Annotated in this window: 21 protein-coding genes and 2 pseudogenes; 18 read left to right on the forward strand and 5 right to left on the reverse strand. The window is 66.2% G+C overall.

Annotated elements, in window-relative coordinates; all coding sequences use genetic code 11:
• Window positions 1–12 precede the first annotated feature (12 nt).
• The gene (locus AC067Z_RS34930) at window positions 13–393 is read left to right on the forward strand and encodes a DUF6009 family protein (RefSeq protein ID WP_478793706.1); all 381 of its coding nucleotides are present in this window, start codon (window positions 13–15) and stop codon (window positions 391–393) included.
• 817 nt (window positions 394–1,210) lie between these two features.
• The gene (locus tag AC067Z_RS34935; RefSeq protein WP_478793660.1) at window positions 1,211–1,681 is read left to right on the forward strand and encodes a hypothetical protein; all 471 of its coding nucleotides are present in this window, start codon (window positions 1,211–1,213) and stop codon (window positions 1,679–1,681) included.
• A gap of 265 nt (window positions 1,682–1,946) precedes the next feature.
• Here AC067Z_RS34935 and AC067Z_RS34940 read toward each other — a convergent pair whose 3' ends face one another.
• Entirely contained in the window at window positions 1,947–2,126 is a 180-nt protein-coding gene (locus AC067Z_RS34940) for a hypothetical protein (protein ID WP_478793661.1), read from the reverse strand.
• A gap of 163 nt (window positions 2,127–2,289) precedes the next feature.
• Here AC067Z_RS34940 and AC067Z_RS34945 point away from each other — a divergent pair, with 163 nt between their 5' ends.
• From AC067Z_RS34945 to AC067Z_RS34965, 5 genes and pseudogenes are all read left to right on the forward strand, one after another.
• Window positions 2,290–2,550: a hypothetical protein gene (locus tag AC067Z_RS34945; protein WP_478793662.1), complete on the forward strand. Its 261-nt coding sequence runs from the start codon at window positions 2,290–2,292 to the stop codon at window positions 2,548–2,550.
• Window positions 2,522–3,049 (forward strand): DUF6879 family protein, encoded by a 528-nt coding sequence (locus tag AC067Z_RS34950; protein ID WP_478793663.1) that lies wholly within the window; start codon window positions 2,522–2,524, stop codon window positions 3,047–3,049. Before AC067Z_RS34945 ends, AC067Z_RS34950 begins: the two co-directional genes overlap by 29 nt.
• Before the next feature lie 27 nt (window positions 3,050–3,076).
• Window positions 3,077–3,931 carry a helix-turn-helix domain-containing protein gene (locus tag AC067Z_RS34955; protein ID WP_478793664.1) on the forward strand — a complete coding sequence of 285 codons (855 nt, stop codon included), beginning with the start codon at window positions 3,077–3,079 and terminating at the stop codon, window positions 3,929–3,931.
• A gap of 848 nt (window positions 3,932–4,779) precedes the next feature.
• Window positions 4,780–7,074 (forward strand): tetratricopeptide repeat protein, encoded by a 2,295-nt coding sequence (locus AC067Z_RS34960; protein WP_478793707.1) that lies wholly within the window; start codon window positions 4,780–4,782, stop codon window positions 7,072–7,074.
• 64 nt (window positions 7,075–7,138) lie between these two features.
• Window positions 7,139–8,403: pseudogene (locus tag AC067Z_RS34965) on the forward strand (IS701 family transposase).
• 122 nt (window positions 8,404–8,525) lie between these two features.
• Here the strand turns inward: AC067Z_RS34965 and AC067Z_RS34970 are convergent.
• The 3 genes and pseudogenes from AC067Z_RS34970 to AC067Z_RS34980 all read right to left on the reverse strand — a co-directional run.
• Window positions 8,526–9,178, reverse strand: a pseudogene (locus AC067Z_RS34970) (transposase); the annotation flags it as partial.
• 90 nt (window positions 9,179–9,268) lie between these two features.
• Window positions 9,269–10,198, reverse strand: coding sequence for a peptidoglycan-binding domain-containing protein (locus AC067Z_RS34975; RefSeq protein ID WP_478793665.1), 930 nt, complete (start codon window positions 10,196–10,198; stop codon window positions 9,269–9,271).
• A 61-nt stretch (window positions 10,199–10,259) separates the two neighbouring features.
• Window positions 10,260–10,973, reverse strand: coding sequence for an AfsR/SARP family transcriptional regulator (locus AC067Z_RS34980; protein WP_478793666.1), 714 nt, complete (start codon window positions 10,971–10,973; stop codon window positions 10,260–10,262).
• Window positions 10,974–11,177: 204 nt separating this feature from the next.
• Here AC067Z_RS34980 and AC067Z_RS34985 point away from each other — a divergent pair, with 204 nt between their 5' ends.
• The 7 genes from AC067Z_RS34985 (at window position 11,178) to AC067Z_RS35015 (ending at window position 15,169) form a co-directional block, all read left to right on the forward strand.
• Window positions 11,178–13,613, forward strand: a complete 2,436-nt coding sequence (locus AC067Z_RS34985) for a cyanobactin maturation protease PatG family protein (protein ID WP_478793667.1) — start codon at window positions 11,178–11,180, stop codon at window positions 13,611–13,613.
• 22 nt (window positions 13,614–13,635) lie between these two features.
• Window positions 13,636–13,827, forward strand: coding sequence for a hypothetical protein (locus tag AC067Z_RS34990; RefSeq protein WP_478793668.1), 192 nt, complete (start codon window positions 13,636–13,638; stop codon window positions 13,825–13,827).
• 64 nt (window positions 13,828–13,891) lie between these two features.
• Window positions 13,892–14,092, forward strand: a complete 201-nt coding sequence (locus AC067Z_RS34995) for a hypothetical protein (protein WP_478793669.1) — start codon at window positions 13,892–13,894, stop codon at window positions 14,090–14,092.
• A gap of 86 nt (window positions 14,093–14,178) precedes the next feature.
• The gene (locus tag AC067Z_RS35000) at window positions 14,179–14,355 is read left to right on the forward strand and encodes a hypothetical protein (RefSeq protein ID WP_478793670.1); all 177 of its coding nucleotides are present in this window, start codon (window positions 14,179–14,181) and stop codon (window positions 14,353–14,355) included.
• 60 nt (window positions 14,356–14,415) lie between these two features.
• Window positions 14,416–14,595, forward strand: coding sequence for a hypothetical protein (locus tag AC067Z_RS35005; protein WP_478793671.1), 180 nt, complete (start codon window positions 14,416–14,418; stop codon window positions 14,593–14,595).
• An 18-nt stretch (window positions 14,596–14,613) separates the two neighbouring features.
• Complete coding sequence (locus AC067Z_RS35010; protein ID WP_478793672.1) at window positions 14,614–14,829, forward strand: hypothetical protein; 216 nt, start codon at window positions 14,614–14,616, stop codon at window positions 14,827–14,829.
• A gap of 106 nt (window positions 14,830–14,935) precedes the next feature.
• Entirely contained in the window at window positions 14,936–15,169 is a 234-nt protein-coding gene (locus tag AC067Z_RS35015) for a hypothetical protein (protein WP_478793673.1), read from the forward strand.
• A 589-nt stretch (window positions 15,170–15,758) separates the two neighbouring features.
• On the opposite strand, the gene AC067Z_RS35020 is transcribed toward AC067Z_RS35015, so the two are convergent.
• Window positions 15,759–15,905 (reverse strand): hypothetical protein, encoded by a 147-nt coding sequence (locus AC067Z_RS35020; RefSeq protein ID WP_478793674.1) that lies wholly within the window; start codon window positions 15,903–15,905, stop codon window positions 15,759–15,761.
• A 623-nt stretch (window positions 15,906–16,528) separates the two neighbouring features.
• On the opposite strand from AC067Z_RS35020, the gene AC067Z_RS35025 reads away from it, so the two are divergent.
• The 4 genes from AC067Z_RS35025 (at window position 16,529) to AC067Z_RS35040 (ending at window position 20,871) form a co-directional block, all read left to right on the forward strand.
• Window positions 16,529–17,242 (forward strand): AfsR/SARP family transcriptional regulator, encoded by a 714-nt coding sequence (locus AC067Z_RS35025; RefSeq protein ID WP_478793675.1) that lies wholly within the window; start codon window positions 16,529–16,531, stop codon window positions 17,240–17,242.
• Window positions 17,243–17,563: 321 nt separating this feature from the next.
• Window positions 17,564–19,201 (forward strand): hemopexin repeat-containing protein, encoded by a 1,638-nt coding sequence (locus AC067Z_RS35030; RefSeq protein ID WP_478793676.1) that lies wholly within the window; start codon window positions 17,564–17,566, stop codon window positions 19,199–19,201.
• 450 nt (window positions 19,202–19,651) lie between these two features.
• Window positions 19,652–19,996 (forward strand): Os1348 family NHLP clan protein, encoded by a 345-nt coding sequence (locus tag AC067Z_RS35035; protein WP_478793677.1) that lies wholly within the window; start codon window positions 19,652–19,654, stop codon window positions 19,994–19,996.
• Window positions 19,993–20,871, forward strand: coding sequence for an SAM-dependent methyltransferase (locus AC067Z_RS35040; RefSeq protein WP_478793678.1), 879 nt, complete (start codon window positions 19,993–19,995; stop codon window positions 20,869–20,871). Before AC067Z_RS35035 ends, AC067Z_RS35040 begins: the two co-directional genes overlap by 4 nt.
• Window positions 20,872–21,984 lie beyond the last annotated feature (1,113 nt).

Raw genomic sequence — 21,984 nt, forward strand, 5'->3', positions numbered from 1 at the left:
GGAGCTGCGTCCATGAGCTCGCTGCTGCACGAAAGCCAGCTCGCACACGAAGCGAACGTGGTGTGGCTGGAAGACCTCGACGACCTCGACTACGTACGCCAGGCGCTCGACAAGAGCGCCCGCCGCAGCGGAAAGCCCCGCTACGCCCGTGACGGACGCATGGTCGGTTACGTGGAGCTCGACAAGGACGCCGAGGCCAACCCGGACAGTGGCCTCTTCCAGCGCCGCACCTTCTTCCTGTTGCCCCATGACCGGCCCAACGAGCCCGAAGGCCTTTACAAGGAAGGCGCCCCGGGCGAAGCGGTAGACCCCCGGACCATCCGCCCCCGCCGGGTGGGGGAGAAGACCCCTCGTTCCCAAGGGAAGCGCAGCAACGAGATAGTGCCCTCCTGACGTAAGGCTGAGGTGTGCTCGGAACCGGCGGTATACGCGTACCCGGTGAAAAGCCCGCCGGAGGACATGGCGCTGGCTCTCTGCGGGCGACGAACGGGACCTGGCCCGCGGGAAAGAGCACGATGAACTCCCGAGAGCTGTGGATTATCCTCGTGGGTCCCAGGGCTCCTCCGTTGCGTAGCACTACGCCGGCCGGGCCAGCATTTCCCCCGGGTGCGGGCGCACGTCGGGACCATCCCCGCGGGTGCGGCGAGCAGCTTCACGCCGATCTGGCGCAGGAATGAGCGATGTTGGCCAGCGGCGTCGAATACTCGACGGCCAACCGTACTTGCCGTTCGGGCTGTCGCTGCGCCCTGTGTGGCGTTGGGAGTACCCATGGTGCGCGTACCGGGCTCATCGAGGCGCCCATCGCCCGGCCGCGGCTCTGCCAGGAGTTCGGCCAGGGTGGAATCAGTAGGGCCTGGTCACCACTGCGGGTCGTTGCCCGTGTTCGTCCCACCGCGTCTGGCTGTAGCAGCGGAAGTGGTCGCCGCCGTGGCCAGGCGACTCGGTGCAGTTGAGCCAGCGATCGGGTGGTTTTGTCGCCGGGAGCTAGCAACGTTTGTTGGTCACCGCTGGGAACGGTCCGCTAGCGACAAGAAACGTGTTGCTGAGTTCTGGAAGCGTGCCGGTACTTGCTTCCGGCCATCCCGTGTGCTGGTCGGCTCGGAGCAGGTGATCATGGGCGCGTAACCCGGCCACCGAAGTCGCCGCCGCATACCTTGCTGTCCGCCGCCCTGACCACCGAAACCGACTACCCGAAAGGACCCAACACCTGATGTCCATATGGCCTTCGATCGTTGCCGTACTCGGCACCCTCGCCGGTGCCCTGACCGCCGGACTCCTCCAGCACCGTTCGGCACGCGCTGCACGCGCTGAGCAGCGTGCGGACAGCCACCGCCAGGACCAGCTCGGCGCCGTCACCGACTTCGCGGCCGCCCTGGACGCGCACCGCTCGGCGATGTTCCACCGGGAGCGTCTGGCCCTGACCGAGACAGGCACCGAGCATCAGCTGGAGGCCCAGACGAGGTCCCACGACACTCGGGCGGAGATCACCGCGCCCCACATCCGCCTTCAGGTCCTGGTCCCCGAACTGGCCGGCCCCGCCCAGCAGGCCGCAGATGCCACATACGCACTGCGCAAGGCCACCGGCCGCACCGAGCTGGACGCCCGGCGGCATGCGGCCAAGGAAGCGTCCGTGGCCTTCGTCGCTGCGGCCGCCACGCTGCTGAGCCCCAACAACCGCTGACCGAGGGGGACCACGGCCAGCGTCCTGGCTGCCGATCGTGCCGGTCCCATACGCCGGCAGCACTCGTACGCTCCCGTGTCGGGTGTTCCTATTTCTCGCCGACATTCCGGACGTCGCCGATCGTGAAGCGTTCCTGGAAGCCGCAAACAACTGTTCTTGGAGATGACCTACGCAGCCAGATCGGGCTTCTTGGCGAAGCAGGGTGCGTCGATGCGTACCGGCTTCACAGTGTCGAGGACGGGTGACCACAGCCGCTCCCCGGCGCTCACGCGACCATCCCGATCGCGGGCGACAGGTCGCGCTGCTGGCGGCACGGCTCGCACGCGTACAGCGGCAGCGGCGGCCCGGACTGGCGCTCAAGCAGACGGACCTGAATCGCAGTGTCGGACGGGCCCTTGTGCCAGTGGCACCAGGCGGGCCGTCCCTTGTCGGCGTGTGCGTCCATGGCTCGGAAGTTATAGAAGCTCCGTGCGTGCACTCCAGTGATGTGCAGATCTGTGCGCACAACTACTTCGTGCCGGGCAATGGCTGTAACACGCCCTTGACCGACCTCCGCCAAGCGGTGACGGTGTTGCACAGATCTGCACACCTCGTCGCAGGAGGCCGACATGTCGTTACTGTTCATCGGGATCGACCCCAACACAGGCGACCGCGAGAGCCCCACCATCTGGGTCGATCAGGAGAAGAAGGAACTCGTCCTGCAGGGATGGAAGCCGAGCCCGGAACTCGAAGCCGAATGCGCCGCGTTCGAAGCCCGCGGGCACGCGGTCGGCATCCCGGATAGCGAGGCGGTGATCCGCATCCCCGCAAGGATGGTCGACATGATCAGGGAGGCATGCGATGCGCTTGACCGAGCCGACGTTCGATGACCTGATCGGTGCTTGCGCCCGCTCCGCGGTCCACCTGGAGATGCGGGACACGTACGCAGTCGACTACGAGAAGGGCCCGTTCGCTGACTGGCGGGCTGGCTTCCGGCACAACGCCAGCGAGCGGACGTCGTGGTGGCGACCCTGGCTCGACCTCATCGAAGAGACCGTTAGCCGCGGCGTCGTCGTGTGTCGAGCCCGCATCGTGTCCGAGCCGGTCAGTGAGTACACCCGGTTCCTCTACGACGGCACGTTCACCAACGTTGCCGCAGGCGAGCAGGTGCGTTGGTTGCCCCGGCGGCAGGCATCTGCGATCGCGCTGCCTGGCAACGACTTCTGGCTGTTCGACGAACAGTGGGTCCACTGGAACCACTTCGCAGGCGACGGCTCGTCCGGCGGGGGCGAGGTCACCGATGACCCCGCCGCGGCCAAACTGTGCACCGAGGCGTTCGGCGCCGTGTGGGACCGTGCAACACCGCACGACCAGTACCAGATCCACTGACACAGAAAGCACCGGACAGGCCAGCTCATGCCCATCTCTCCGTCCTCGTCTGCACAAGCCGCGCGGGAAGTCATCGCGCGGCGACTGCGTGATCTGCGAAGGAGCGCGGGCCTGACGGTCACCGAGCTGGCCGACCGTTGCCACTGGCATCACGCCAAGACGTCCCGCATTGAAAACGCCCGCACAGCCCCGTCGGCCAAGGACATCCGCCTGTGGTGCGTTGCCTGCCAGGTCGAGGATGAAGCAGGCGACCTGATCGTCCAGTCGCTCAACGCTGAGACGATGTACCGCGAATGGCGCCATCAGGTTCGGAACGGGCTGAAGCAACTACAGGACAGTCTGTTGCAGTTCTTCCGCGAGACCAGCCTGTTCAGGGTGTACTCGTCCACACTCGTGCCGGGCATGCTCCAGACCGAAGGCTATGCAGTAGCCGTGCTGAGGACGGTCACCGATTTCCGCGAGCTGCCGGCAGAGGACATCACCAAGGCGGCGCAGGCCCGCGTCGAACGGTCTCGCATCATCCACGAACCAGGGCATCGGTTCGTCCTGCTGGTCGAGGAAGCCGTGCTCTACCACCAGATCGCAGACCCTGACATCATGGCTGGCCAACTCGGCTACCTCCTCACCGTCGGCGCTCTGCCTGCCGTCTCCCTGGGTGTCATCCCCATGACGACCCCAGGGCGGCAGCAATGGCCATGCGAAACGTTCCACATGTACGACGACACGTTGGTCTCCGTAGAGCTCGTGTCGGCACAGGTCCGGATCACACAGCCTGCCGAGATCGCCCTCTACCTGAAGGCGTTCGAGGAGCTGAGATCCATGGCCGTGTACGGTGCCAGCGCTCGGGCTCTGATCGTGAAGGCGATCGACGCCCTGAGCTGAGCACGACGTCCGGCAGCGCTTCTACCTGACTGCCACAGCGAGGGGCGCTGCGGTGTGTGCGCTACCCCAGTACCGCGTCGGCCACCCGGCCGAGCAACGCGCAATGCCAGCTGCCGAGAGGACGAGGGCGGCCGCCTCTGCGAGCTGCCGGCCTGGTTGAGCATCACCTGCCCGACCGCCGCCGCACCAGTCAGCAAGGCCACGGCCTTCTGGTCAGCGGCGCCGGTGCTGAGGGCGGCCATCCCCGCGGGTGCGGGGAGCAGGACGCCTCGAACAGGTCCGGGTATCTAGGCTTGTCAGCCTCTTCCTGCAGGTCAGCGGGTAAAGCAGTGGTTCTGGCACATGAGTCACGTTGATGAGATGGCGCGAGCCTGGTACAGCACGGTCGCTGCGCGACCGGCAGAACTCGTCCAGACATCGGGATCACCAGTCTCGAACCGTGCCACCCATTTGGAGGTTGCCCCAGCCTTCTTTGGCTGGCTGCTCGCCGAAGCTTTGAGAGGAGTTCGGTCATCGAGGGCGCTCGCACCTTCCAGATGACGATCTACCGCCTGCTCCACCCTCACCCCCGTACCACGCTGCTCACAACTGGAGTCACACCGGTAACTGGATGCTGGTAGGGCGGCCTGCTCCCGGCCGGCACGGGCACATGCCTGCGGAACACCGACGCCCCTTGATCAGGAACCCCTGGAGACGAGCCGCATGTCTGGTCTGGCGTTCCGTGTGTCGGCACGTCTGAATGGTCATGATGGACAGGCACGAGGCGACAGCCGGGGGGGGCGATGCAGCGTAGGCGTGAGGCGTGGGCGGGCGCTGCGGTCACCGGGACGGCTGCGGCGTTGACCGTGATGCTTGGGCCGATAACCAATTACGCGAGTGCGACCGTGCCCGCCTGGGCAGCCAGCCCGTGGGTGATCTGGCCCGTGTTCGTGGCGCTGGGGGTGACCTGTGCCGGGCTGGCCTGGTGGGGGCGGCGTTTCGACGGAAACACGACGACGTCAGTACCGACGATGGGGCGGCTGGCTGAGCTCCATCATGGATCGCTGCGTCCTCCGCACGCCGGGCAAGTCCGAGGCCGTGGGTCCGAGCTACAGCAGCTAGAGCAATTGTTGAAGCGTCCGCAGGCGCGGTTCGCGGTGGTCTGCGCGGCTGGCGGGGTCGGTAAGACCACCGTCGCCGCGCAACTCGCTGCCGTCGTCGAGGCGGCGAGCTACCGCGTCTTCTGGATTCGCTGGCGTACCTCCGCAGAGCTGGCCCAGCAGATGACGCAAGTAGCGTTGGCCTGCGGGCTTAGCCAGGAGGAGTTGCAGGCGACCCGGGCGGGGCAGGCGAGCCTGCCTGATGTGGTTTGGCAGCATCTGGAAGGCACCCGGCGCTGGCTGCTTGTAATGGACAACGCCGACGAACCCGAGGCGATCGGGCCCGAGGGTGAGACGGTGGCGTCTTACCGCGGCTGGATCCGTCCGTCCGGCGGTGGACTCCTGCTGATCACTACCCGGGACACGAGCGCGGTCACCTGGGGCTCGTGCGCGTATCTGCTGCGGCTTGCCCCGCTTCCGGCTGTACCGGCCGGGCAGGTCCTGCGCGACTTGGCGCCCGATGCCGGCTCCGTCGACCAAGCGCAGGAGCTGGCGGAGCGGCTCGGCGGGCTGCCCCTGGCGCTGCGGGCGGTCGGCACCTATCTCGCCACGCCCACAAGCCGCTACCGCACCTTCATCGCCTACCAGCAGGCTCTACGGACGGAATTCCCTGACTTGCTGGGCGCTCCCCACCCGAACGCGGATAACCCCGAGACGGCCCGACAAGTGGTACGCCATACCTGGAACCTCTCGCTGGACCAGCTTGCACGCGACGGCGTGCCACTGGCTCGCATCGTGCTGCGTCTGCTTGCCCAACTTGCTCCGGCCCCGGTCCCCTTGACCCTGATAAGCCCTCACTTGCTCGCCGAAGTCACCGGTGAGCAAGTGAGTGCGGTCGCATTAGAAGCCGCCCTCGCCGGCTTGTACCGCTATGGCCTCCTCGACGCCCCTCTACCGAGCACCGGGGCGGATGGAGGAAATGATGCAGGTGTTACCCAACTCGTGTTGCATCCCCTCGTCCGCGACGTAACCATCCACTCCGCTGACATCGCCGACCTCGCACCTTGGCACCATGCACTGGTTGGGCGCCTGACGGCAGCCGTTGACGAAGTGGTCAGGGCTGGGCGCCCCGGCTGGTCCGCTGCCGCCCTGCTTGCCCCCCACCTTCCCCTCCTCCTCGACCGCCGGACCGCCCGCGCGTTCACCGACGTCCGTGACACCTTCACCGACCTCGCCCACGTTCTGGATGACGCCGGTGCGTATACCGCTGAGCGCGTTCTGCGCCAGCGCCTACTGCGCGCAGAAACCGATCGGCTGGGCCCGGACCATCCCGACACCATGACCAGCCGCAATGACCTCGCTCACGTTCTGCAGGACCTCGGTGAACTTCACGCGGCCGCAGACCTGCATCAACAGAACCTGGCTGACCGCACCCGGGTCCTCGGCCCCGACCACCCCCATGTCCTGACCAGCCGCCACAACCTCACCAACGCGTTGCATGGCGGCTACCGCGATGCCGAGTATCTGCACCAGCAGAACCTGGCTGACCGCACCCGGGTCCTCGGCCCCGACCACCCCCATGTCCTGACCAGCCGCCACAGCCTTGCATTCGCTCTGCACGTCAACGACAAGAACCGCGAGGCCGCAGACCTGCACCGGCAGAACCTGGCTGACCGCACCCGGGTCCTCGGCCCCGACCACCCCGACACCCTCAGCAGTCGCAGCGGACTTGCCATTGCTCTCGGAAGCCTGGGGGAGTATGGCGAGGCCGAGCGTCTGCACCGGCAGAACCTGGCTGACCGCACCCGGGCCCTCGGCCCCGACCACCCCCATGTCCTGACCAGCCGCCACCGCCTTGCGGAGGCTCTGTTGGGCCTGGGTGCGTATGGTGAGGCGGGAAGCCTGTACCGGCAGAATCTCGCTGACCGCTTACGAGTTCTCGGCCCTAACCACCCGGACACCGTGACCAGCCGCCGCGCTTTCGAGCGGGTTACAACCACTCTCCGCAGCCCTTTGCGCAGGATTCGACTCTGGTCACGTCGGTTGCGCCGCAGGAACATCTAGTAGGGCTTGGTCAGGTGTACTCGCGAGCGGCGTGCCTTTGTACTGGTAGGCGCGTTGATGGTGTGTGACACCTGGGGAGATGGGCCAGGTCCGTGAGGACCTGGAGGCGTTCACAGCGGAGATGTTCGAGGCGTTCACGCGCGCGGACCAGCACCGTTGGGGGCAGGCGTACGTACGCGGACTGCTGCTGGACGGGCGGCGCAAGTCGGTGGAGCCGATGGCGGCTCGGCTGGGCGAGGATGGCAACCGGCAGGCCCTGGCGCACTTCGTCACCTCCAGTCCGTGGGACCCGGCCCATGTGCGGGCCCGGCTGGCATGGCGGATGCAGGAGGCCATCAAGCCGAGCGCGTTGATCGTCGACGACACCGGCTTCCTGAAGGACGGCGAGGCCTCAGCGTGCGTGTCGCGGCAGTACACCGGCACCGCAGGCAAGGTCACCAACTGCCAGGTCGGGGTCTCGCTGAACCTGGCCCGCGACCATGCCTCGGCGCCGGTGAACTGGCGGCTGTTCCTGCCCAAGTCCTGGGATCCGGCCACGCCGCAGGCCGACCCGCTCAAAGTGGCCCGGCGCGGGCGGTGCGGCATCCCCTCCGACCTGGGACATGTGGAGAAGTGGCAGCTTGCCCTGGACATGATCGACGAGACCCGGTCCTGGGGCGTCGAGGTCCCTTTGGTCCTGGCCGACGCCGGCTACGGCGATTCGGTGGCGTTCCGTCTGGGCTTGAGCGAACGCGGCCTGCACTACGTAGTCGGCATCTCCACCACACCCACCGCTCATCCGACCTCAGCCCGCCCGGTCACCCCGCCTTACGGCGGCATCGGACGGCGACCAGTGACCAGGTATCCCGACCCGGCCCGCAGCGTGAAAGCGCTGGTCACCGAGGCGGGGCGCGGCTCGGCCAAGCCGGTGTCCTGGCGCGAGGGCTCACGCCCGGGCAGGGGCCGCACCGGCCTGAAGCGCATGTACTCGCGGTTCGTCGCCCTGCGGATCCGCCCCGCCGGACGCGAGATCCGCGATGCCACCGAGGGCGTTGAACTTGCCGAGTGCTGGGTGCTTGCCGAGTGGCCCGCCAAGGAGCTGAGCCGGTGCAGTTCTGGCTGTCCGACCTGCCCGCCGACACCCCGCTGACCACCCTGGTCCGCCTGGCCAAGCTCCGCTGGCGCATCGAGAACGACTACCGGGAGATGAAGCAGGCCCTGGGGCTTGCCCACTTCAAGGGCCGCACCTTCAACGGCTGGCACCACCACGTCACCCTCGCCTCTCTCGCCCACGCCTTCTGCACCCTACGGAGGCTGACCTACGCCCCCAAAGAAGCGGCATCGGCCTGAGTCTCTACCAAGTCGTCCGCGAGCTTCAGTCGCTCCTTGCCACCTGGGCCGGCGCCTGCCCCACCTGCCACCGCGACATACCCGCATCCATACCGACCTGACCAAGCCCTACTAGTGCCGCATCAGGCAACGTTGACCCTGTCGACCACCGCTCGTAGTCGTTGATCGTCGGCGTGTCGGTTTCGCCAGATGATGTAGCGGCGGATCATGCTGCCCTGCTCCTTGTGGTTGGCGTGGTCGGTGCCGTCAAGGGTGAAGTAGCGCAGGGCGGTGAACTGGGCCTCAATGCGGTTCAGCCACCAGCTGTTCGTAGGCGTGTAGGCGAACTCGACGTTGTTGGCCGCGGCCCAGTCGCCGACCCGGCTGTCCCTCTTCGTGGTCAGGTGCGGGGAGAAGTTGTCGAGCACGATCGCTGCGGATCTCCGGTGGGTAGAGGCTGCACAGGTAGCGGCAGAACTCCAGGAACCTCGTCCGGTTCTTCTTCGGCTTGATGTGGCCGTAGACCTTGTCCTTGCCGAGGTCGCAGGCGGCGAACAGGTGCCTGACGCCGTGCGGACGGGTGTAGGTCGCCAGCCTGCGGGGCCTCGGCTCCCGGTCGGGATCCTTGTGTCGTCCGCCGCGCTCGGCCCACTGCCGCCCGGGGTGGGGCTAGAGGTTGAGCGGGCCGAACTCGTCCAGGCATGGGACGACTTCGGGTTCGCCGTCCTCGGGTATCACCTCGCCGTCGGCGATCGCGTAGAGGTGTTCAGATGCGGGCCTTCTTGGCGGCGTAGTCCAAGCACCTGACCGACATGTTCCCGTACCTGCCCCAACGGTCCGCTTACCACAAGCGGTTGAAGCGCAACACCCCGCCGCAGACGAGGCATCAGGGGAAGCGGCCGACGCCTGCGTCGTCTAGCCCGGCTGCCAGCGCGTCGATGGTCGCCTGCGGGACGTCCTCGATGCTTTGCACCGTGGCAGTAGGGGGCAGCCCGTGGGCGAGCTGAAAGGCCTTCAGGGCGCTCCTGGTGCCGGGGCCGATGATGCCGTCGAGGCCGTTGGGGTTGTGGCTGAGGGTCTCCAACGCCGTCTGCAGGCCGATCACCAGGTTGAGGGGGACGGGGAAGGTCCCGGAACGCATGTTGGCGTCCAGCTTCTGGCTGGGGTCGTAGAGGAGCTGACTGAAATTGCCGGGCGGGGGAGCGGCCATCCATCCTGCGAGGGTGAAGAGAAGTGCGTTGCGGACATTGCGCGGTATCACGCCCGGGTTTCCTGCCTCCGTCATCTTGCATTCGCGCGCCATCGTCAGCCAATCGCCGATTCTCGCGGCGTTCTGGAACTTTGGGAAGCTGAAGAACGGGCCCATGGCCCAGGTCATGCTGAACAGCCCGAGTTGGCCGTCTGCCGGCCAGTCATCCAGACCGGCGAACGGAACGCGCGTCTTGAGCGAGGCCTCGAAGCTCGCCAACTTGCTCTTGCAGAGGTTGTTGATGTCCTGATTGGTGATCCGCAGCCGGGTGATCGCCTCCTTCTCGGGGATGGAGCTGACAGAGGTGCCGCTGAACTTGACCGTGGTGTACTCCGCCGAGATCTCCTCATTGTCGGCCTGCGCGAAGGAATTCCTGTCGAACCAGCCGAGCGTGAAGGTGTCGGGCAGCGGCACCGGGTTGCTCCCGAAGCTGTTCGGGTCGTCGGCATCGAGCAGGTTCCCCACCCCGGTGGACACCAGACTCTTGATGTCCAGGTACATGAAGTTCAGACGGCCTTCCAGCGGTTCGCTGAACGGCAGGAAGGCGGTGGCCACACTCGGGTGCATGAGGTGTTCCTTTCCCCTGATCGGTGGGCCTGGCCTCACCCGCGGGGGCTGAGGGCAGAGGTCACCGCGGCATCAGGTCTTCCACGAGCTGTGCCATCTGCTGTGACGGCGAGATGTTGAGTTCACGTTCGAGGAATGCCTTGTAATCCTGATAGCGCTTGAGTGCGCTGGCCGTATTGCCTTCTGCGATGTGCACTTCCATGATGATCCGCTGGGCCGTCTCCCGGACGGGGTCGATAGCCACCGCCGACAGTGCCGTCTGCAGTGCGGGCATGTAGCGATGTGCTGACTGGAGTTGCTGCGCCAGGGTCTCCAGGGCGTGCAGCCGTACCTGCTCCCAGCGTTCGCGTTCGAGGACGAGCCAGTCCTCCGACCAGTCGGGCAGGAGCTCCCGGCACAGGGCGTCGATGAGCCTGACCGACAGTTCGGACGGCAGGTTCAACCCCGCGGTCACCTCGCCTGCCGCCCTCGATACGAACTGCAGGTCGGTCCCTACCGCGGGCGACAACTGCAATGTGTGGCCGACGCAGTCGATCACCGGGGTGGAACCGGCCCGCCTGGCGTGGAACAACGCGGACCGCAGATTCCCTGCCGCTCTGCAGGGTGTGCAGTCGGGCCACAATTGCTCTGCCGCCCAGCCACGCTGCGCACCGTCCTTCCGCAGGGCCAGAAACGCCAACAGGCGCTGGGAGCCCAAGGGGAGGCAGAGGCGACTGCCGTCATCGGAGAGTTCGAATGCCCTCAGCAACTGAAGGCGTACACGGCTTCCGGACACTCCATCACTGTGCAGTCAGCAGGGGTCGGGCGCATGTGCAGCGAAGTTCTCCGCAGCACATGTCGTGATGATTTCCGCAGGTGACACCCGCCTTCCCGCAGCGTCCGAGTGCGAAGAACGCTCTGGCAACGCCTGAGGAACGCAATCCGAGCGTTCCAGACAATGCCCAAGGGACGTGAGGCGGGAAGCGTGGTGGATCAGCCAATGAAACAGCCGCGAGCTACGACATCCCAGGGGGTATTCGTGGACGGCCGTTCGGTTCTTTCGGGTCTGCAATCGCACGAGACGGCTGGCGACCCGGACGTCTGCATTGCGGTGCTCGACGGGCCCGTGGACCTGTCCCACTCTTGTTTCGCCGGAGCGGATCTGAGGAGGGTGGACACACTCGTTGAGGAGCCGGCCGGCAGGGGGCCGATGTCCCTGCACGGCACGCATGTGACGAGCCTGCTGTTCGGCCGACCGGACAGCGCCGTGCCCGGTATCGCCCCGAAGTGCCGGGGGCTGATCCTTCCCGTGTTCCGGGACGGCAACAAAAGGGGCCGGGTATCCCAGCTGGATCTGGCACGGGCAATCGAGCGCGCTGTCCAGGAAGGCGCCCACATCATCAACGTCAGCGGGGGCGAGCGCTCGCCCGACGGCAGGGCGGACAGCTTGTTGGAGCGGGCGCTCCAGCTGTGCGAGGCCAACGGCGTGCTAGTCGTGGCAGCCGTGGGCAACGACGGCTGCGACTGCCTGCAGGTCCCGGCCGCCGTCCCGTCCGTCCTTGCCGTCGGCGCGACGGGCCCGGACGGCGAACCCCTGGATACGAACAACTGGGGCGGCAGTTACCACGCAAACGCCGTACTGGCACCCGGCCAGGACATCGTCGGTGCCGCACCCGACGGAGGGCGCGCATCACTGACCGGAAGCAGTTTCGCCACGCCTCTGGTGACCGGCGTCGCCGCTCTGCTCGTCGCCGCACAGCTTCGGGACGGCAATCCGGCTGATCCGCTGGCCGCGGGAAGAGCTGTCCTCAAGGCAGCGTCAGTGGCCCCCTGCTCACCCGCGGACGCTCCTGAATGCCGCCGCCACCTGGCCGGTCACCTGGACGCGGCACGGGCCTTGGACCTCGTCGCGCGGCGGGACCCCACACCAGAGGACCATACCGCGCCGACCGCGGGCGGGCTTCACGCGGCCGGCCGGCCATCGCTACAGGCCACAACCAGCTTGGAATCGAGTGAGGGAGCCAGTTCCATGGCAAGCAACGAGGTGCACCCTGCATGCGGGGAGACAGCCGACCGCACGACAGCCGCTCACGGCGACGGAGTCGGGGCTGCGAGTGAGACGGGGAGGAGCGAGGACACTGCCCCCTCCTCAGCTACCCCCCTCCCGCAGTCGGCGGCCCCCTTGCCGCAGTCGGCGGCCACCCGGCCGCAGATGGCGGCCGCCCCGCCTCATACGGCGGCGGTCTCCACCGAGCCTCAGCCCGTTCCCCCCAGTTCCCCACCGCCCACTCCGGCGGATGCCGTCTCCCCCGGGGCAGCGCCCGCCACCGCCCGCGGCACAGAGCAGGGCCTCCGTCCTTCCACGGGATGCGGCTGCGGCGGCAGCCCGTCGACGGGCTGCACCTGTGCGGAAAACGGCAGCCGTCCCCTGGTGTACGCCCTCGGCACCATCGGTTACGACTTCCGGACCGAGGCGAACAGGGACAGCTTCCGCCAGCTGATGGACCCCAACATCGTCATGGGCGAGGACAACGTGCCGAGGGAGTACCCGGCGGACCCGTACAACCCTGACCAGCTCCGCACCTACCTGACACAGAGCCCCGCGGCGTGCGACAAGTTGACATGGGTTCTCCTCATGGACAGCACGCCCATCTACGCGCTGGAGGCTGAATCACCGGCAGGCATGGACTTGGGTGACCCGCCGATATTCGATCCGCAGTGGGACATAGAGAAACTGAAGGAGGCGGTGCAGAGGCCGGCGGCCCTCGCGGAGATGCTCGCCAGACTCGCCACCCCACCCGTCAACCGTGTGTACCGGCTGTTGCGGGATGCAATCGTCGGCCAGGTCAAGGGTGTGAGCGAGCCGGACTACGTCTCGCGCGTGTCGATTCCTGGCGTGCTGACCGGCCGGACCACCCAGCTGTACTCCGGAGAAACCGTCCCCGTCTTGGAAGTGGACGCCCGCGGCGTCTACACGTGGAACGAGGCCGAACTGGTCAAGTCGATCACCGAAAAGGTCGACGCGGACACGGAGAAGCGGAACGTGGAAATCTCCTCCGACACCGTCCAGAAGACGATCCGCGCCCTCCTCGACAAGATCTACTACCAGTTCCGCAACCTGGGACAGAGCTCCCCGGACCGGGCCCTCAACTTCGCGGCCACCAACGCCTTCATTTTCGGCAAGGAGATCAGCGAAGGCCTCCTGTCCGCCAAGCACGTCCCGGGCCCGGAGGACCGCTTCTACGCCCTCGACAGCATCACCGTCACCAAGAGCCCGTACTGCCGTATGGACTCCGACTGCCAGCTCGTCAGCATCGTCTTCTTCGACCCCGAGGACGAACGGCGGTCCCGCGTCACCTTCTTGTTCACGGTCGACGTCAGTCGCGTGGTCCCCGTCATCCTGGCGCCGCCGCGCACCTTCCTCGGCACCATGTGAATCACGGGAGAGAGGTCCCGCAATGAACTGTCCACACACCATTCCGACGACGACGCCACCGGTCCAGGCGCGGCCCGTCCACCGCGAGCCCGCGGCCGGCCCCGCAACGGACCGGAGCAACGGCGGCCTGGAGGCCGCCTCCGCCCTCTCGCGCTGCGCCCGGCTGCCGGCCATGGCGAGGGAGATGTGCTATCAGGCGCTCTCCAAAGGATGACACTTCCCACCGGACAGCAGTCGTCACCGCCTGCACAGCGAAATGACCAGTCCAAGGAGCCCTCATGATCAACGAGATGCAGTCAGCCAGCCGGACCCACCTGGCTTCCCTGACCATGCCGCCACAGACCCACCCCGTCGACCGCTCCGCCGCCACGCGGCGAGGCTCCAACGATGACGTCGACGGCGTCACCGCTGCGAGCGCCTCGGAGTTCGGCTCGCACGTCGGCCAAGTGATTGACGACATCATCGGCTGGTTCATGTAGGACCAGCATCCGCAACACCGGAAGGAACAACGACGATGCTCCCGCGAACAAGCGGCTGCGGCGCCGGACGCCGTCCCCCGCTGCACATGCCCGCGCAGGCACCTGCGCTCGACCGAGGCCTTGGCGCCCGCGCCCACCACGACGGTATCGGCGTCGAGCCCAGCAGCCTTCCTCCTTGGCTGACCCACCCCGACGATCTCTTCCCGCCGCCGATCATTCCGGACTTTGACGGCTGGAAGGACTTTTTCCGGGGCGGCGGGTGACAGCCCACTCGGCCGTGCGGCTACCGCACTCAGCGATACGGACAGTAAAGGACGGCATCAATGAATCCGGAGACGACGACAGACAAAGCACACCCCCGGTCCTCCCTGCACATGCCGCAGCAGGCACCTCCCGTCACCCGCGACGCCCACCCGCCGGGGGACACACCCGACAGCGAGGCAGGAGTGGAGCCCAGTATCGCCCCGTGGCTCGTCTGGAAGGTCTGGGATTGGTTCGGCTGACCCACCAGGAGGATCACCATGAACATCGAGAACGCCCGGGACCCGGACCAGCGGAGACTTTCGCGAGCCATGCCCCGTCTGGCACCTCCCATCGACCGCGCAGCGCCGACTGCAAGGCTCGCCGCCGCAACCACCGGTGTCGACGCCGCCTTCCTCCCCTACTTCTCAAACCGAGACGGGTGGGGCCAGTGGTTCGGTCCGCTGGCACCGTTGACCGGCATCATCGGCGGCTGAGCCACCACCTACCGGCCGGGAAGCCGCACCCCTACGGTCGCCGGGACCTCACCGGCGGTCGTAGGGCCTTCACCGGACCACCGACCGGCACACCCGTGAGGCAGTCATGGAACTCAACCTGCCCGTGCAGAAAGTGATCAGACGGCATGAGGACCTCTACGAGCCGTTCCTCATCCACCTGCGGGACATCGTGGACGAGGACGGCAAGGTGACCATCAGGATCCACGGCAAGGAGGGAGGCATGGCCGGTCACGACCCCAAGGACCCGTGCCTGTGGCTGGGCCACACTCCGTGGGGGCCGGCTGGCCGACCCTCTCCCCGGCGTGGACACCGCCGATGACGACGGATCAGCCAGGTGCGCCGCTTTTGGTGCTCTGCGTTCGGGTGACGAACGGATTGTCGCCGAGGCCCGCGCGGGTCAGCCGCGCAGGAGTCCGGCAGGCCGATGAGACCCTCCGATCGGCTCCGCGACCGGTGACCGGCAACGGAGCCGGTCGGCAAGCCATGGCGACGTTGATCGAGGCAGGCCAACGAGACGTACTACGGCGGCCGCAAGGACCTTTCTTTCGGCCGCCGTCCGCCGGTGAAAGGTGCTGGAAGCGGCCCTGATCCGCTGGAGTTGATCGGCCTAACTCTCCAGGTCGGTCCTCGGAACGCAGGTCAACTGGCGGCGACACTCCCGCTCCCGGCCGTCTCACAGCGGACTCATCATTCTCGTGTGCCAAGGGCAAACGCTCGGGCCGGCAGCGTGCATTCCGCTGTCGGCCCGGTGGCGGCGATATCGACTGCCTGAGCCGACGGCCTCAGCGGGCCCGCATGTGCGAGCGGCTGTTCAGCGCTGCCGCGCAGGGCAGCCGTGTACCGGCGAGGCCGACGGCAGCACAGTCGAGGAAGTCGTGGTGCCCGTCGGAGGGGTGGCAATGACTGTTTCAGAAGATCGGAATCACGTCGAGGACGGGGTTCTGGAAATACCAGGGCGGCTTCTCCTCACAGAGTCCATAGGCCTTGGCTGCTTCGACACCCAGGGTGTCGGCAAGGGTGCCTGGGGTGTTGGTTCGGTTGATCGGCGGAGCCATTCGGGGCATCTGGAGTCCAGCGGGTCCGTGCCGAGACATGTTTCGCTGTGCTGGGCCAGTCATGATCGTTCTCCTTTCGCCTGCTGGCGCTGGCGCGTCGATGGCCGCGGGTGCAGTAGGGGGAGTCGTGCCCCCTCTGCCGTCCTGCCCCCATTGGGGGTGATGGGATGGAGTGTGTGGGCCTGGCCACGAGAGTCGCCGCGCCGAAGGGTGAGCACGCCGTACGCGCTGCACAGCGATTGCCTCAGGCGCCAATCTGCCCGAAGAGCAAGCTCGTGACATGCGCCGTTCAGTGGCATTGGGCCCCGCCCCGTTGGTTCCTGCATCAACGTGGCGACGCTCGTGACGGTGGCCCCCGCGAAGCAGAGATCGGAGTCGCCCGGCGCACAACGGATCGGGGAACATGCGAGCGCCTTCGCTTGCCAGACGTGCCTGTACCAGTTGTTCAATACCGAGACTCCTCCGTGTCCATCCCCCGGACGTCCTCGGAATCGTTCGATGAGCGTTACGCATCCGTTGCCCGCTCATCTCTGGGCAGTGGACACGCCGAGGAAGACGCCCTATACACACGGCATAGGCGTACAGCAGGTGCGTAAGGATCATGCAGGTTGCACAGTGGAAATGTGTCGAACGATGGCGTGTGCCTCGAGCTGCTGAGGCCCTTCGAGTTCGTTTGTGCCGGGAGCAGGATCACCCTGCCCTTAGGCGCGCAGCGCCTGCTGGCGTTCCTCGCGCTGCAGAACAAGGGTTCCCACCGTGCGATAGTCGCTGAGCAGCTGTGGCCCGACTGCACGCCCTTTCGCGCGGCGGCCAATCTTCGCTCCGCCCTCTGCCAAGGCCGGCGGGCAGGTCCTGTGACCGTGATTTCCTGTGAGGGCCAGTGCATGAGCCTGTCGACTTCGGTCCGTGTCGATCTGCACGCCGCACGGGGGGCAGCCCGTCAGCTCATAGCAGGGCCACGTCCGTTGGCGAACACCTGCGAGTGGCTTGTTGACGACCTGAGCCGGGAGCTGCTGCCGGGCTGGTCGGAGGAGTGGCTGGTGCTGGAACGCGAGCGGTGGAATCAGATGCGCGTGTATGCCCTCGAGAGCCTGGCTCAGCAGTGCCAGGAGACGCAGGACTACCTGCGCGCGCTCCAGACCGCGCTCGCCGTCATCGCCATCGACCCCATCCGGGAGACAGCGCACCGCATCGTCATCGAAGTCCACCTTGCAGAGGGCAACGTCGCCAGCGCACTCAAGCGCTACCAGGAGTACCGCGACTTCCTCCGACGGGAACTCGATGTCATTCCCTCGCCCCAGATGACTGCGCTATTGCGTGATCTGCTCCCGACCTAGAGGAGGGTGACCGTCCCGCGCGACCCGGCCCAAGCAACCGGACGGCGTGTCATATCGCACCCGGGTAACCCTCCGTGGACAGAGCGCCGGCACTTGCGAGAAGCGATGGACCAGCGACGGTCCCGAAACGCGTGGCGAACGGTTCGTAGGACATTGGCGAGACGGCCCTGAACGAGGCTCATGCTGGATGGACACGGTCGATCCCATGGCCATGTCGGCGGCCCCTGGCGGCGAGAGCCGGCGGAGGCTGATTGCGAAAGGTTGGCCGTGTGACCCATCAGCCGTGACCCGTCAGGAAGGACCTCGAGGAGGATCACGCCCATGAAGGAGCACTTCCGCGTTTCCCTACGATCTGAGTCACAGTACCGGCTCGGTGAGTCAATCCTCATTGACTTCGCCATGGCCAACGTCAGCGGCCAGGACATTCGGGTGCTGGCGTGGAACACGCCCCTGGAGACCCAGGACGAAGTCCTCGCGTATTTCCGGGTCAGCTACGGCGATGTCCTCGTCCCGTACGACGGCCGACTCGTCAAACGCGGCGAACCTGACGAGCGCGCCTACCGGCTGATCCGAGCCGGGGAGACAGTGGTTGAGACCGTGGATCTGACCACCGCGTACGGGATCACCGCGCCGGGGAACTACATCGTCACACTCGACGCCAGGATCGCCGACGCGATCATTCAGGAGCAGGACGGGACTCGATCCCGCCGTCGCGACGAACACGAAGGCTTCGATTTCGACGCCGTGACCACGACGTTCGAGGTGATCGGCGACGGGGAGCCCCGCCCGACGGTGGCAGAGAATGTGCGGCGTGAACTCGGCGGGCCCCAGGCGGCGAGTGCCACTCTCGCGGTCGCGAAGCTGAGGGCGATGGCGCCCGTTCTCGTCGGGGGAACGGCGAGTCGCCAGCAGGAGGTTCTCACCGCCCATGAGAACGCTGGCGTCTTCGCGGAGGCGTCGATGCAGCAGCTGGTGTGGACTCCGGGGGCGGCGAATGCCCTGTCGACCGAATGGTTCGGTGCCCATGACAATGGCCGCTACGCGACGGTCAAGCAGCACTTCACCGACATCAGTTCAGTGATGGCGGGACAGACGGTCACTTATGACCTCACTGGAACGGGCTGCCAGCCGAGCTGGTACGCCTACACCTACCCGAACACCCGGAAAATATGGCTCTGCTCCAGCTTCTGGCCTGCCGAGGCGACGGGCTTGGACTCGAAGTTCGGCGTGTTGGTACATGAGCTCAGCCACGCTGTCTCCGGCACCGATGACCTGGCATACGGCCAGACAGCGGCGCAGAACCTGGCCGCGACCAAGCCGGCTGACGCGATACGCAATGCGGACAACCACGAGTACTTCGCGGAAACGCATGCCGATCGAGTAATCACCGCTCCGATCTTCTGGAACAACGGCAAGGCGTACATGTTCGTCGCCGGTAAGTACTTTCAGTACGATGTCGGCAATGACAAAGTAGATCCCGGATTCCCGCAGCACATCAAGACGAGTTGGCCCGGTCTGTTCCCGGACCGCGTTGATGCGGGTGTGGTGTGGCCGGACGGCAATGCCTACTTCTTCCGCGGCTCGCAGTACGTGCGCTACGACATCGCCCAGGACAAGGTGGCTCCCGGGTATCCGCTGCCCATCAGTCCCTACTGGCCCGGCCTCTGGGCGGACGGCGTTGATGCGGGTGTTGTGTGGCCGGGCGGCAATGCCTACTTCTTCCGCGGCTCGCAGTACGTGCGCTACGACATCGCCCAGGACAAGGTGGCTCCCGGATATCCGCTGCCCATCAGTCCCTACTGGCCCGGCCTCTGGGCGGACGGCATCACCGGTGCGGTGGCGTGGAACGACGGCAATGCGTACTTCTTCCGCGGTTCCGAGTACGTGCGCTATGAGATCTCCACAGACACGCCCAGCGCTCCGAAGCCGGTCAACCCCAATTGGCCCGGCCTGCCGTAAGGGGCAAGCGAAGGCCCTTCGCGACGTCCGGACGTCTCGCACGCGGACCGTGGACCAGCGTGAGAACCCCCTACGTGCCGTGCGGTTGAGCACTCACCTTCGGGCGGAAGCCCGACCCGTCAACAGCATGCGCTGCCCGTCCCCTGGCCGGAGGCATCAGGCCGGCACGCACGGCCTGGCTGTGATCAAGATGGGATGACAGAGGATCAGCTCTCCATTCTGGCAGGGACGCCATGAAGTCGAGCGCAGCCACACCCACGCCGCCATCGCCGGGGACGAACTCGTGGGTTACTCCGCCGTGGGTCTGGTGGCCCCACGCAAGGGGTGCCCCAGGGGAGTGCCGGTCGCCGTGGCCACCTTCGTTCGGCGCCGGTGAGCGTGCTCGGGTTCGAAGGGAAAGCCTGCGCCCTCTCAGCCTCTGAGAAGCGGCCATCAGCCAAGGAGAAGAAAATGTCCCGAACGGCCGTCACGGAGATCCTTGACCGGGCGCTCCTCGACGAAGAATTCCGTTCCGCCGTCGAATCAAATCCGGAACGCACGCTGTCAGAGTACGACCTGACGGACGAAGAACACGCGGTTCTCCTGTCGAGAGATCTCACAGCAATGGATGAGTTCTTCCCCGGCGCCCTGTACTGCACGATCAGGTTTGCCCTGATCAACGAGAACATCATTGCCATGTCTCCTTTTCCGGACGATGCGATCCGAGAAGAGCTGCAGCGCCGGGGCCATGAGATCACAGCCATGAGCGGTGACCGTATCGGGCCGCTCAAAGAGATGCTGACCCTGTTCAGATGACGGCAGATGAGGAAAAGTCCATGGTTTCGTACGACAGTCACCGACAGCCGGACATCTACATCGTCGGGCTGGGTATCAAAGGGATTGAACACGTTACGAGAGAAACGGAGTCCGTCTGTCGCCGATCCCAGGAGATCCTGGCCGTTCCCACCCTGCCGGCGGGCATGACCTATCTCCAGAGCCTGTGCCCTCGAGTCACCGACCTCCATCCGATCAGCTACAAGGAGGAGGAGAACCGACTCAACGCTTATGACACGATGAGCGCGATGGTGCTCGCCGCTGCGCTCGACCACCCTCCGGTGACGTTCGCGACCTATGGACACCCACTCGTCTACGTCTATCCGACTCGACAGATTGTCGACGCCGCACCTTTCCTGGGACTTGATGTCAGGGTGATGTCGGCGATTTCATCGCTCGACACGATGATTATCGATCTCGATTTTGACCCAGCCATCAACGGCCTGCAGATGTATGAGGCCACAGACGTACTGGTGCGGCAGCGCCCACTACAGACCGACGTCCCTTGCCTGCTATGGCAGGTGGGGGCGGTGGAGTCGGTGCTCTACTCCAGCGCACCCAACAGGCCGGAACGGTTCTTCCGGATCAAGGAACACCTGCTCCGATTCTATCCGTCCGATCACGAAGTCACCGCGGTCTACAGCAGCCCCCACCCGCTCTTCGACTCCTCGGTCGTTCGGTTCACGCTCGGCGACATGGACCGATACCACAAGGACCTGCATCAGGGGCTGACGCTCTACCTCCCCCCGGTCGGCAAAAGGCCGGTGACCGACACCGACCTTGTCGACAAGATCGAGTCACTTGATCATCTGAGGAGCATCACTCATGCTCCTGCCGCGCACGCGACCGGGGGTTAGACGCTTGTCGGCAGTCCAGTCGTGTCCCCCTATGCGACGTGTACTGCCAGGCCGGTGACGGGCGCCGGCCTTCGAGGCGGGCGGTGCTGGGCGCGGGCGAACGTGTCAACGGCGGTGTCTACACTTGTTCATACCAGATGCTCAGCGGCGAGCTGTTTGGCCTGTTCGGCGATGTGACCGCTGGCGATGAACCAGATGCCCCTTCGTGCGGGGTCGATCCATCCGGCCGCGGGCCGAACAATCCCCGCGTGTGCGGGGGGCAAGAGAACGCGCTGAGGTCGAGGGTGACGGACTGGGGACCATCCCCGCGGGCGCGGGGATGGTCCCAGGGACACCAGGGCTCCGACGACTGCCATGCCCTGCTCCGCGCACCCGCGGGGATGGTCCCGAGCGTCACCTATGCCGCGGAGACCATCGGTGCTGCTCCCCGCACCCGTGGGAACGGTCCCTACGGGTTCGCATGCTGGGTACGAGCCGTGCGAGCCGCCCTGATCCGCGCAACCGCGGGGATGGCCCTGGTCCGGCACCAGTTTCAACGCCATCCAGCTGTCCTACTTCCGCTTCTCGGCGGAAGCTCAAACGCGACGCAGATCACCAGGGGCGACTTCGTCGACGCTTCTTCGTCGCTCCCGGCAGTACGCACGGGTGGCGGCTCCCTCAGGCCCCGGACGCAGGGCTTCCTGCTGCTGAAGCAGTGATCGATGTAGCGCAGCTCAACTACGAGCAGGAACAGGCTGGGCATGCAGGCTGTGCGGCAAGGCGCTGATCTCGCACCGCCGATCGGTTTGCTTCAGGGCGGCCGGTTGAAGGAGTCGGGGTCAAGGCCCGACGGTGCGACATGCATCCCATGCCCTGCGGTGATTCTGTCCGCTATCGCCTGCGGGGCCCGCGGGATGAATCTCACCTGGGCGGTCAGTGGCATGTCAATTATGCCGGTTTAGGTAAGGCGGTGCGCCTCTGAACTGCCCTAACGGACTGTGCCGTTGGGCGATCTTTGCGTAACGTATGGGCCTGATGGACTGCCCGAGGCAAATGCGAAACGGTAACTGTGCGAGCCGCATTGACGTCGTCGGAGCGGTAGCGCGCAAACAGCTACGGGGAGAAGAGTGGAAC

This window comes from Streptomyces sp. NPDC043812 (assembly GCF_056436245.1).